At 62.4% G+C, this 11,268-nt stretch carries 15 protein-coding genes; 7 read left to right on the forward strand and 8 right to left on the reverse strand.

All coding sequences use genetic code 11. The features are described 5' to 3' along the window. Positions 1-21 precede the first annotated feature (21 nt). Together ACGYLC_RS14575 and ACGYLC_RS14580 are read right to left on the reverse strand one after the other, a co-directional pair. On the reverse strand, positions 22-390 hold the full coding sequence (locus ACGYLC_RS14575) for a hypothetical protein (RefSeq protein WP_394423502.1): 369 nt from the start codon (positions 388-390) through the stop codon (positions 22-24). Between the two features lies 1 nt (position 391). Continuing rightward, entirely contained in the window at positions 392-631 is a 240-nt protein-coding gene (locus ACGYLC_RS14580; protein ID WP_007120503.1) for an Lrp/AsnC family transcriptional regulator, read from the reverse strand. A 159-nt stretch (positions 632-790) separates the two neighbouring features. Between ACGYLC_RS14580 and hisB the strand changes: the two genes are divergently transcribed. Both hisB and hisH read left to right on the forward strand, forming a co-directional pair. Further along, complete coding sequence (gene hisB, locus ACGYLC_RS14585) at positions 791-1,378, forward strand: imidazoleglycerol-phosphate dehydratase HisB (RefSeq protein ID WP_067265185.1); 588 nt, start codon at positions 791-793, stop codon at positions 1,376-1,378. 4 nt (positions 1,379-1,382) lie between these two features. Further along, positions 1,383-2,021 (forward strand): imidazole glycerol phosphate synthase subunit HisH, encoded by a 639-nt coding sequence (hisH, locus tag ACGYLC_RS14590; RefSeq protein ID WP_394423504.1) that lies wholly within the window; start codon positions 1,383-1,385, stop codon positions 2,019-2,021. A 180-nt stretch (positions 2,022-2,201) separates the two neighbouring features. On the opposite strand, the gene ACGYLC_RS14595 is transcribed toward hisH, so the two are convergent. Then, positions 2,202-2,591 carry a DUF2147 domain-containing protein gene (locus ACGYLC_RS14595; RefSeq protein WP_394402373.1) on the reverse strand — a complete coding sequence of 130 codons (390 nt, stop codon included), beginning with the start codon at positions 2,589-2,591 and terminating at the stop codon, positions 2,202-2,204. A gap of 129 nt (positions 2,592-2,720) precedes the next feature. On the opposite strand from ACGYLC_RS14595, the gene hisA reads away from it, so the two are divergent. From hisA to ACGYLC_RS14610, 3 genes are read left to right on the forward strand one after another with little or no spacing between them, the layout of a single operon-like run. Then, complete coding sequence (hisA, locus tag ACGYLC_RS14600; protein WP_394423506.1) at positions 2,721-3,440, forward strand: 1-(5-phosphoribosyl)-5-[(5-phosphoribosylamino)methylideneamino]imidazole-4-carboxamide isomerase; 720 nt, start codon at positions 2,721-2,723, stop codon at positions 3,438-3,440. A 3-nt stretch (positions 3,441-3,443) separates the two neighbouring features. Then, positions 3,444-4,205: an imidazole glycerol phosphate synthase subunit HisF gene (gene hisF / locus ACGYLC_RS14605; RefSeq protein ID WP_394423507.1), complete on the forward strand. Its 762-nt coding sequence runs from the start codon at positions 3,444-3,446 to the stop codon at positions 4,203-4,205. Continuing rightward, entirely contained in the window at positions 4,202-4,510 is a 309-nt protein-coding gene (locus tag ACGYLC_RS14610; protein WP_322329355.1) for a phosphoribosyl-ATP diphosphatase, read from the forward strand. Before hisF ends, ACGYLC_RS14610 begins: the two co-directional genes overlap by 4 nt. Here the strand turns inward: ACGYLC_RS14610 and ACGYLC_RS14615 are convergent, their stop codons facing one another. Continuing rightward, positions 4,511-4,924, reverse strand: coding sequence for a CoA-binding protein (locus ACGYLC_RS14615; protein WP_394423509.1), 414 nt, complete (start codon positions 4,922-4,924; stop codon positions 4,511-4,513). 173 nt (positions 4,925-5,097) lie between these two features. On the opposite strand from ACGYLC_RS14615, the gene ACGYLC_RS14620 reads away from it, so the two are divergent. Together ACGYLC_RS14620 and ACGYLC_RS14625 are read left to right on the forward strand one after the other, a co-directional pair. Next, entirely contained in the window at positions 5,098-6,372 is a 1,275-nt protein-coding gene (locus ACGYLC_RS14620) for an acyl-CoA dehydrogenase family protein (RefSeq protein WP_394402383.1), read from the forward strand. Position 6,373: 1 nt separating this feature from the next. Continuing rightward, positions 6,374-7,150: an SDR family oxidoreductase gene (locus ACGYLC_RS14625; protein WP_394423511.1), complete on the forward strand. Its 777-nt coding sequence runs from the start codon at positions 6,374-6,376 to the stop codon at positions 7,148-7,150. 6 nt (positions 7,151-7,156) lie between these two features. Here the strand turns inward: ACGYLC_RS14625 and ACGYLC_RS14630 are convergent, their stop codons facing one another. The 4 genes from ACGYLC_RS14630 to ACGYLC_RS14645 all read right to left on the reverse strand — a co-directional run bounded on the left by ACGYLC_RS14630 (position 7,157) and on the right by ACGYLC_RS14645 (position 10,993). After that, positions 7,157-8,032 carry an acyl-CoA thioesterase gene (locus ACGYLC_RS14630; RefSeq protein WP_394423512.1) on the reverse strand — a complete coding sequence of 292 codons (876 nt, stop codon included), beginning with the start codon at positions 8,030-8,032 and terminating at the stop codon, positions 7,157-7,159. Between the two features lie 85 nt (positions 8,033-8,117). Continuing rightward, positions 8,118-9,152 carry a phosphotransferase family protein gene (locus tag ACGYLC_RS14635; RefSeq protein ID WP_394423514.1) on the reverse strand — a complete coding sequence of 345 codons (1,035 nt, stop codon included), beginning with the start codon at positions 9,150-9,152 and terminating at the stop codon, positions 8,118-8,120. After that, positions 9,149-10,141, reverse strand: coding sequence for an NAD(P)H-dependent flavin oxidoreductase (locus ACGYLC_RS14640; RefSeq protein WP_394423515.1), 993 nt, complete (start codon positions 10,139-10,141; stop codon positions 9,149-9,151). Before ACGYLC_RS14640 ends, ACGYLC_RS14635 begins: the two co-directional genes overlap by 4 nt. Positions 10,142-10,174: 33 nt before the next feature. Beyond that, positions 10,175-10,993 (reverse strand): SDR family oxidoreductase, encoded by an 819-nt coding sequence (locus tag ACGYLC_RS14645; protein ID WP_394423517.1) that lies wholly within the window; start codon positions 10,991-10,993, stop codon positions 10,175-10,177. Positions 10,994-11,268: the final 275 nt, after the last annotated feature.

The raw sequence follows: 11,268 nt of genomic DNA on the forward strand, positions 1-11,268 counted from the left end.
CTCATGGGCGGGTTTTCGCATTCAGTTGATGGGGAATTGCACCAAACAGCGCTCAGCGATGCGGCGGTAATCCTCAAGCGTGTCAGGCACGCTGCGCCGGTCGCGCATCACCTCCATCGCGGCGCGTTTCTGCGCCCAAGTCCCCTCCACATGCCGGTCGAGAATGCGCACGGTCACGCCCAGCATCACATTCTTCTCCCCCTCGCCAATCAACTCCGCCGCGGATAATGCCACAGCCGTCAGCGCCAGCGTATTGGCGCAGCGCAGCGCCGCGGCTTCGCGCCCCTCATAGACCCGCGTGCCCGCCTCAGCCGCGCCAGAAGAGGCCACGAGCGAAGAGATCGACAAAACGGAACAGACGGCTGCTGTCAGAACGAACCGGCGCGCCACCTCAAAAGACCTTGAAGGTCATCGTGGTCAAAGACCGCTCGATGCCTTCGATGTCCAACAGATTGTCATTGATATAGACGCCCACATCTTCGCCCTTGGGAATATAAAGCTTCATCAAAAGGTCATATTCACCGGAGGTGGAATAAAGTTCGGAATGGATTTCGCGCAGGGCGATCTCTTCGGCCACACGATAGGTCGTGCCCGGTCGGCAGCGGATCTGGATGAATACGCAGGTGGTCATGTCGCGCCTCTTTCTGGGATTTGGTTCAAGCTGACATATGGGCCCTGCCCCCGCAATCCCCGATCGCGCTGTCCCTGCCTAAAGGCGTTTCACCGCTTGGGCTTGGCGCGGCGGCAGGCCCTGTTATAAGGGCGCAACAATTGCCTTCGGAGATGCCCCATGCGCCGCAGCACCCTGACCCGCACCACTGCCGAAACTGACATCACGGTCGAGATCAACCTCGACGGCACCGGCAGCTATGACAATGAAACCGGCGTCGGCTTCTTTGACCATATGCTCGACCAACTGTCGCGCCATTCGCTGATCGACATCAAGGTGCGCGCCAAGGGCGATCTGCACATCGACGATCACCACACTGTCGAAGACGTCGGGATTACGCTGGGCCAGGCACTGACCCAAGCGCTCGGCGACAAACGCGGCATCCGCCGCTACGGTTCCTGCCTGCTGGCGATGGACGACGCACAGATCCGCTGCGCGCTCGACCTCTCCGCGCGGCCCTTTCTGATCTGGAACGTGGATTTCCCCACCAGCAGCATCGGCAAGTTCGACACCGAACTGGTCCGCGAGTTCTTCCAAGCGCTCAGCACCCACGGCGGCATCACCCTGCATGTCGACGCGCTGCACGGGTTCAACAGCCACCACATCGCCGAAGCGGCCTTCAAATCCGTCGCCCGCGCCCTCCGCGAAGCGGTCGAGACCGACCCCCGCAAAGCAGACGCCATTCCCTCCACCAAGGGTGCCTTGTAAACCAATGCTGACAGCAATTATCGACTACGAATCCGGCAACCTGCACTCCGCCCATAAAGCCTTCGAGCATATGGCCCGCGAGCATGACGCAGGCGAGGTCACGGTGACCTCGGATGCCGAGGTCGTGGCCCGCGCCGACCGTCTGGTCCTGCCGGGCGATGGCGCCTTCCCTGCCTGTATGGCCGCCCTGAAAGGGGCTGGCGGCCTCTATGACGCGATGGTCGAGGCGGTCGAGGAAAAGGGCCGCCCCTTCCTCGGCATCTGCGTCGGCATGCAGCTGATGGCCAGCATGGGCCGCGAATACCAAGACACCCCCGGGCTGGGCTGGATCGGCGGCGAGGTGACCCAAATCACCCCGAAAGACCCGAAGCTCAAAGTCCCCCATATGGGCTGGAACGACCTCGTGATTGACCACAACCACGCGGTCTTCGACGGGTTGCAAACCGGCGATCACACCTATTTCGTGCACAGCTATCACATGGCCGTCGCCACCCCCGCAGAACGTCTGGCCCATGTCGACTACGGCGGCGAGGTCACGGCGATCATCGGCCGCGATACGATGCTGGGCATGCAGTTTCACCCAGAGAAAAGCCAAACCACCGGCCTGCGGCTGATCTCGAACTTCCTGACCTGGGCGCCTTAACCCGCGCCGCACCTGTTGAAACGTCGGAAGGTATTTAAGAAAGGATGAAGATGAAGAAAGACTCTCTTCATCTTCATCCTTTTACAAATACCTCTGCGCTGCGCTGTCCTTATGCAAAACGTAAAGAAGGCGCGATGGACATGCCTCGCGCCTTCTAACCTTGGCAAAGATGCGCGGACCTTACTTGATGCGCGCCCAAGTCTGTTTCGAGCAGATCAGCCCGCCCGCGACGCAGCCCGAGAGTTTCAGCGAGTTGCCCGAGACGTTCATCTTCCCAATGTAGATTTTGCCGTTGGACGGACGCCAGACCTTGCCGGCGTATTTGCCGCCGCCTTCAGGTTTCATGTCGATGACGAGCGTTTTGCCGATATTCGGGGATTTATATTCGCCGCTGCCGTTGAAGGTGCGCGCGATGGTGCCGCAGATTGCCCCGCCGCAGGGGGCCATTTTCACATGGGCATAGGCGCCGTCATCCACTTGGGTTTTCCACGTACCGACTGCCGGATCCGCGGCATGGGCGGCGCCGGTCAGGCCAAGGCCCAGAAGGGCCGCTGCGATAAGCTGTTTCATGATCTCTCCTCCCGATCTGGCATTAGTGTTAGCCACAACTTTCAATCGGGCAAGACTGACCTAGGGTCGCGTTGCAAAATCCCTGGCGACGTGCAAAAGGAAAGCGACTTCTCTAACAAGGGCCCGGCCATGATCCTTTACCCCGCTATCGATCTAAAAGACGGTCAGGCCGTGCGCCTTGTACATGGCGACATGGAGCGCGCCACCGTCTTCAACGACGATCCTGCCGCACAGGCGCTTAGCTTTGTCGAAGCGGGCTGTGATTGGCTTCATCTCGTTGACCTTAATGGCGCTTTTGCCGGGGCCCCGGTGAACGCCGCGCCGGTGGAGGCGATTTTGAAAGCCTGCAAGGTGCCTGCGCAATTGGGCGGTGGCATTCGCGATATGGCAACGATCGAGAGCTGGCTGGATAAGGGGCTGGCGCGGGTCATTCTGGGCACCGTGGCGGTTGAGAACCCCGAACTGGTCCGCGAGGCGGCGCGCGCCTTTCCCGGGCAGGTAGCGGTAGGAATCGACGCGCGGAACGGCAAGGTCGCGACCAAGGGTTGGGCCACAGAGACCGATGTGATGGCCACCGACCTCGCGAAATCCTTTGAGGACGCGGGCGTGGCCGCGATCATCTACACCGACATCATGCGCGATGGTGCGATGGGCGGGCCGAATGTGTCGGCGACAGCCGATCTGGCGCGGGCCGTTTCGATCCCGGTGATTGCCTCGGGCGGGGTGTCATCACTCGAAGACTTAAGCGCGTTGCGGGACACCGGGGTCATCGAGGGCGCGATCTCGGGGCGCGCGCTTTATGATGGCGCGATTGATCTGACCGACGCCATGAAGATGTTGAAGGGCTGAGCCATGCTGAAGACCCGCATCATCCCCTGTCTCGACGTGGCCGATGGCCGCGTGGTGAAGGGTGTGAACTTCGTCGGCCTGCGCGATGCGGGCGATCCGGTGGATGCCGCGATTGCCTATGATGCGGCGGGGGCGGATGAGCTTTGTTTTCTCGACATCCACGCCACCCATGAAAACCGCGGCACGATGTTCGATCTGGTCACCCGCACCGCTGAGCATTGCTATATCCCGCTGACCGTGGGCGGCGGCGTGCGGACCGTGGCGGATGTGCGCGCCTTGCTGCTGGCGGGGGCCGACAAGGTCAGTTTCAACTCCGCCGCTGTGGCAAACCCCGATGTGATCGCCGAAGCGGCGGATCATTTCGGCAGCCAGTGCATCGTCTGCGCGATTGACGCCAAGACCGTAAGCCCCGGCAAATGGGAGATTTTCACCCATGGGGGGCGCAAGCCCACGGGCATCGACGCCGTGGAATTCGCCCGCGCCGTCGCCGCCAAGGGCGCGGGGGAAATTCTGCTAACTTCGATGGACCGTGATGGCACCAAACAGGGGTTCAACCTGCCGCTGACCCGCGCCATTTCCGATGCCGTATCGGTGCCGGTGATCGCCTCCGGTGGGGTCGGCAATTTGGATCATCTTGTCGATGGGGTGATCGAAGGGGGTGCCTCGGCGGTGCTGGCAGCCTCAATCTTTCACTTTGGCGAATATACCGTGCAGGAGGCCAAGCAACATATGGCCGCCGCTGGCATTCCAATGAGGCTTTCATGACGCTTGATGACCTTTACGCCACCATTCTGAGCCGCAAAAGCGCTGATCCATCAAGCAGTTGGACCGCGCAACTGCTGGCCAAAGGGCCAGAGAAATGCGCCGAGAAATTTGGCGAAGAGGCCATCGAGGCGATTATCGAGGCCGTGAAGGATGACCGCAAAGCACTGACCTCGGAAGCCGCGGATGTGCTCTACCACCTGCTCGTTATGCTGGCGGCGCGGGATGTGCCGCTGAGCGATGTGCTGGATGAGTTGGCCCGGCGGCAATCGACCTCCGGCATCGCCGAAAAGGCCGCGCGGAAATAATCAACCGAGCAGGCGCGGGATTTCCACTTTGGGGCAGCGGTCTTGGATCACATCCACGCCGCGCGCTTCGGCCTTGGCCGCCGCTTCGGCATTGGTGATGCCCATTTGCATCCAGATGGTCTCAAGCTCGGGGAAGGCCTCTAACGCCTCATCAACGACGGGGGGCACGTCCTCGGACCGGCGGAAAATATCGACCATTTGCACCGGCGGGTCTATTTCGACCAGAGTGGCGACGATGGTCTTGCCAAAGACCTCCTTGCCCGCGTGCACCGGGTTGACCGGCACCACGTCATACCCTTTCTGCGCAAGGTATTCAGCCACATAGTGGCTGGGCCGCGCGGGATTGGGGGAAACACCGACCACCGCGATGCGGCGGGTGCGGGTGAGAACATCTTTGATCAATGCATCTGTCATAGGCAGAACTTAAGCGCCTGCGCGCGGGTTTCAACGGCCGAATGACGTGGCGTCAAGCCTGCCGCCCCCTGCCCGCGATTGGCAAGGCCGCGGGGATTGCATAGGCTTCTCTCAAAGGGCCGTCTGTGGAGGAACCGGGCGGCACTGCGAACCATCATCACCGGGAGCATAGGATGATCGATCAGACCTTGGATATGAACAATCTCGAAATGTCGGAGAAGGCCAAGCCGCTGCTGGCGGCGGTCATCAAGCACATCCGTGAGAATGTCGATCCGATCACCGAAGAGTTCTTTCGCCTTGGCGAAGGCCGCGCCGACCGCTGGTCTTATGCACCCGGCCAGTTGGAACTGCTGGATGGCGCCAAACAGAAGGCCCGAGAGGCTGGGCTGTGGAACTTCTTCCTGCCCAATGCCGAAACCGGTGAAGGGCTGGCGAACCTCGATTACGCCTATATCGCTGCCGAATTGGGCAAGAGCCCACTGGCGCCCGAAAGCCTGAACTGCTCTGCCCCGGATACCGGCAATATGGAGGTGCTGGAACGCATCGGCACGCCCGAGCAGAAAGAGCGCTGGCTGAAACCGCTGCTGGCGGGCGAAATCCGCTCGGCCTTTGCCATGACGGAGCCTGATGTCGCCTCTTCGGATGCGCGCAATATCTCGACAAGCGCTGTGCTGGATGGCGACGATTGGGTGATCAACGGCGAGAAATTCTACATCTCGGGCGCGGGCGATCCGCGCTGCAAGATCATGATTGTCATGGTGAAAACCTCGCCCGAGGCCGAGACGTTCCGCCAGCAGAGCCAGATCCTCGTGCCGATGGACACGCCGGGGGTGGAGATCCTCGGCCCGATGCATGTCTTTGGCCATGACGACGCGCCGCATGGGCATATGCATATCCGCTTCACCGATGTGCGCGTGCCGCGCGAAAACGTGCTCTGGGGCGAAGGCCGTGGGTTCGAGATCAGTCAGGTGCGCTTGGGACCGGGGCGGATTCACCACTGCATGCGCTCTATCGGGGCGGCGGAAAAAGCGCTGGACCTGATGATCGAACGCGGGCTGGGGCGCGAGGCTTTTGGCAAGAAAATCATCGACCTCGGCAAGAACATGGAAACGATCAGCCGCGCGCGGATCGACATCGAAGCCATGCGCCTGATGGTGTTGAAAGCGGCCAAGGCGATGGATGTCTTGGGCAATAAAGAGGCGCGCATCTGGGTCAGCATGATCAAGGCGCTGGTGCCGGAAAAGGCCTGCGAGATCATTGATGCCTCCATGCAGGTGCATGGGGCCACGGGGATGAGCCAGTGGAGCCCGCTTTCGGGCATGTACACATGGCAGCGCGCGCTGCGCTTTGCCGATGGACCGGATGAGGTGCACCATCAGGTGATCGCCCGGGCCGAGGTGAAAGCCTTTCAGGCGTCGAACGCGCGCGGCTCTGGCAGCGACAGCTGATATGGAGCTCGCGGGCCGCGTCATCGTCATCACCGGGGCCGCCAGCGGCATCGGGCGGGCCTTGGCGCTACGCTTTGCTAGGGAAGCGCCTGCGCATATCGTCTGCGTAGACATCGACAGCGCGGGGGCCGAGGCGACAGCGGCTGAGGTCGGCGGCACGGCCTTCCCCGTTGATGTCGCGCGGGAGGCGGAGATCGCCGCGCTGATCGACAGCGTCGAGCGTGACATCGGGCCGATTGATCTTTTTTGCTCCAACGCCGGTATCTCGGTCGAAGGCGGCGTCGGGGTGCCGGATGCCGAGTGGCAACGCATTTGGGAGATCAACGTGATGAGCCATGTGCGCGCAGCACGGCATCTGGTGCCGCTGATGCGGGCGCGCGGGGGTGGCTATCTGCTCAACACCGCCTCGGCGGCGGGGCTGCTCAATCAGGTGGGCGCTGCGCCCTATGGGGTAACGAAACACGCCGCCGTCGGCCTCGCCGAATGGTTGGCGATGAGCTATGGTGACGACGGGATCAAGGTCTCCGTGCTTTGCCCGCAGGCGGTCCGGACCGAGATGATGCGCGGGCTAGAGGATCATGTCGCCGCGATTGATGGCATGTTGGAGCCTGAACCGGTGGCCGAGGCCTGCGTGCAAGCGATCCGCGATGAGGTCTTTCTGGTGCTGCCGCATCCGCAGGTGCGCGACTATATGCGAGGCAAGGCGCAGGATTATGACCGTTGGATCGGCGGGATGCGCAAGCTGAACCGGCGCTTTGGGGCGGCAAAAGACAGCTAGCGGCCCTTAGCTCTCACCCTTGGGCCGGATCGGGCGCAGCAGCCCCTCCTGCGCCACGCTGGCCACCAATTGCCCGTTTTGATTGTAGATCATCCCACGGTTAAACCCCCGCGCCCCGCCGGTGAACGGCGCATCGAGCGCATAGAGGTGCCATTCGTCAAAGCGGATCGGCGCGTGAAACCACATGGCGTGGTCAAGGCTCGCCGTCATCACCTTGCCCTGAAACCACGTCAGCCCATGGGGCCGCAGGGAGGAGCCGAGCAGGTTCATGTCCGAGGCATAGGCAAGCAGAGCGTGCTGCATCACCGGATTCTGCCCTTCGGCGGCCCCCATGCGAAACCACAGATAGTTGCGGTCGCTGACCTTTTCCGGCGTCAGGAAATCGCGCGGCTCGACCTCGCGGATCTCGATGGGGCGCTCGCGCAGGAAGTCTCCCCGGTATTTCTCGGGCAATTTTTCGGCAAAAGCCTCGCGCAGTTCGGGCCGGTTCGGCCAGTTTTCCGGGGCCGAGACCTGCGGCATCTCATGCTGCCAATCGAACCCCTCCTCTTCGACCTGAAACGAGGCAGAGAGGTTCAGGATTTGCTTGCCATGCTGGATTGCCACCACCCGGCGGGTCGTGAAACTGCCCCCATCGCGGGCGCGGTCGACCTGATAGATCACTGGAATTTTCGGATCCCCGGGCCGGATGAAATAGGCATGAAGCGAATGACACGCCCGGTCCGGCACCGTCCGGTAAGCCGCCATCAGCGCCTGCGCGATGACATGACCGCCGAAGATACGCATCGAGGTCTCCCCCCCGGCACCCGTGCCCCGGAACAGATCGACCTCAAGCTGTTCGATATCCAACAGATCAAGCAATTGCCGCGCAGCATTGGTCATGGGTCATCCTTTCGGGCCGGGGTGTTCCGGCCCTAGCAACAGGTTTTCACCGCAAAGCTCAAGCGCCAAACGCCGCGCCGCCCGCTCAGCGGTCGCGGTCCAGCGCTTCCAGCCCATGGCGCGCAAAAACCGGGACATATTGCCCTAATCTCAATCCATATTCGGGGTTCGAGGCATTGCCCTCCAAGGCGCGTTTCAACACACCTTGGATGATTGCGGCCATGCGGAAGAAGCAAAAGGCAAGGTAATAGCCGAAGTTGTCGATGCCCTTCAGCCCGCGCCTGCGGCAATAGGCGGCGATGAATTCGGCATCGCTGGGCAGGCCAAGCGCCTTGCGGTCCACCCCGGCCAGACCGCGCCCTTCGGCGCCTACCGGCATCTGCCACTGCATGATAACAGCGGCAAGATCGGCAAAGGGATGGCCAATGGTCGACAACTCCCAATCCAAGACCGCACGGCAGGCGGTGCCATGGGTGTCGAAGATCATATTGTCGATCCGGTAATCGCCATGCACCAATGTGCGCTGCCCGTCGTCTTCGGGCAGTTCCGCGCTGAGGCGCTGCATCAGCGCATCCATATCCGGCCGCGGCTCGGTCTCTGATGCGCGGTATTGCTTCGACCAGCGCGCCACCTGCCGCTCGAAATAGTTGCCCGGCGGGCCGTAGTCGGAGAGGCCAACCGCGTCGATATCGACCTCATGCAGCGCTGCCAGCACGCCATTCATCTCATCCATGACCGCGCCACGCTCTGCCGGGGTCAGCTCTGGCAGTGTGGGGTCATTGAAGTTGCGCCCCGGCACATGGTCCATGACATAGAACATTGAGCCGATGACGCTCTCATCCTCGCAAAGCAGATGCATCCGCGCGACCGGCACCTGACTGCCCGCCAAAGCCTGCTGCACCCGATATTCCCGATCCACCGCATGGGCGGATTTCAACAGTGTCCCCGGCGGTTTGCGACGCAGCACATAGTCATGTTCCGGGGTCGAAAGCAGGAATGTCGGGTTGGATTGCCCCGCCTGAAACTTCGTGACCTCCAACGGCCCGGCAAAGCCCGGCAGGTTCGCCTCCAACCAGCGGCAAACGGCGTCTTCGTCTAGGGTTTGGGTATCCATGCTCACTGTGCGAACTCCGCTGCCAACCTCGTGCCAGCCGCGCGATACTCCGCCTCGATACGGTCCACCAAGTCCCCCGCGCCACCAATCTCTTTGACGGCACCAATCCCCTGCCCCGCGCCCCAAATTTCTTTCCACGCCTTAGGCTTGGACGAGCCCGAACCAAAGTTCATCGAAGAAGCATCCGCCGATGGCAGGTTGTCCGGGTCCAGCCCCGCCGCCTCGATCGACGGGCGCAGATAGTTGCCCGACACCCCGGTGAAGAGCGACGAGGTCACGATGTCATCCGCCGCGCCCGAGACGATCATATCCTTGTAGCCCGGCACCGCATTCGCCTCTCGCGTGGCGATGAAGGCCGAGCCCATGTAGCCCAGATCGGCCCCCATGGCGCGGGCCGCCAACAGCCCCTCGCCCGTGGCCAAGGCACCGGAAAGCAGAAGCGGCCCGTCGAACCACTCACGGATTTCGCGGATCAGCGCGAAGGGTGATTGCGGCCCCGCATGGCCCCCGGCCCCCGCCGCCACGGCAATCAGCCCATCCGCGCCCTTCTCGATCGCCTTGCGCGCAAACCGGTTATTGATGACGTCATGCAGCGTCACGCCGCCACAGGAATGCGCGGCCTCGTTCACCTCAACCCGCGCGCCAAGCGAGGTGATCCAGATCGGCACCTTATGTTTGACGCATATCTCCAGATCGCGCTCCAACCGCGCGTTTGAGCGATGCACGATCTGGTTCACTGCGAAAGGGGCCGCGGGCCGGTCGGGGTTCTCTTGATTATGCTTGTCCAAGGCTTCGGTGATCTGGGTCAGCCAAGCATCCAGCAAGGGCGGCTCGCCCTCCGCCTCCCGCGCATTCAGCGCCGGGAAAGACCCGACGATCCCCGCCTTGCACTGCGCGATGACAAGCTCCGGCCCCGATAGAATGAACATCGGCGATGCGACCAGCGGCAGGCGCAGACCGCGCAGGGCTTGGGGTAGATGGCTGTCGTCACGCATAGGGGGTCTCCGTTCGGGGTGTATCGTTTGGCATCACAATGCCTTCTCAAAAATATTCGGTCCCGACATCACATTGATGCCGCCGCTGACCGGGATCACGGCCCCGGTGACATAGGCGCCGCCGCGTCCGCAGAGAAACAGCATGCAACCTGCGATATCTTCATCCCGTCCAACACGGCCAAGCGGGACATCCTGCCCCACCGCGGCCCGCGTCTTTTCATCGCCCGTGGCGAATGCCGTCATGCGCGAGACGAAGGGCCCCGGCGCCAATGCGTTCACGGTGATCCCCTCCCCGGCCAATTCCTTGGCGAGGATTTTGCTCAGGTGAATGACCGCCGCCTTGGAGGCGGCATAGCTATAGGCGCCGTCGCCCATCTCGCGCTCGCCCATGACCGACCCGACATTGACGACCCGCGCGGGATCATCCGCCGTGGCCCCGGCGCTGAGAAGCGGCAGCAGCTTTTGCGTAAGATCGAAGAGCCCGGCGACATTCACACCCATGACCCTGTCCCAAGCCCGGAAAGGGAACTGCCCCAAGGGCGCCCCCCAAGTCACGCCCGCATTGTTCATCAATATATGCAGCCGATCGCTGCGCGCCTGAACCGCGGCCACGAGCGCATCCACGCCAGCCTCCGTCCCCACATCGCCCGCAAAACCCTCGGCGCTGCCCCGCGCGCCAAGCGCATTCAGCTCAGCCGCCACCGCTGCGCAGGCCTCTCCGTTCCGGCTGGCCAGCATGACCCGCGCCCCGGCCCGCACCAAAGCCTCGGCCGCCATCCGCCCGATGCCCGTGGCCCCGCCGGTGATCAACGCGGTCTTTCCCTCCAAGCCAAAGAGCGTCTCGATATCCATGCCCCGCCTCCCAACGTCGACTGCCGCCGCTACTGTGACAGGGCTTCGGGCAGCGTCAAGCGGATGCCAGAGGGAGGCTCCGGTAACCGGGCGTCATCATGTTCTGCGGGATCGCCCCCCCCCCCTTCAACACAAAACCGCCGCAGCTATGAGCTGCGGCGGTTCTGTTATCCTGATCATCGTAGAGAGATACTGTAGTCTAGGAACTTATTAGGTTTGGCGATGACCTACTCTCCCACGTCTTAAGACGCAGTACCATCGGCGCTACGGCACTT

This window comes from Sulfitobacter sp. 1A12157 (assembly GCF_043557345.1).
Taxonomy (GTDB): domain Bacteria; phylum Pseudomonadota; class Alphaproteobacteria; order Rhodobacterales; family Rhodobacteraceae; genus Sulfitobacter.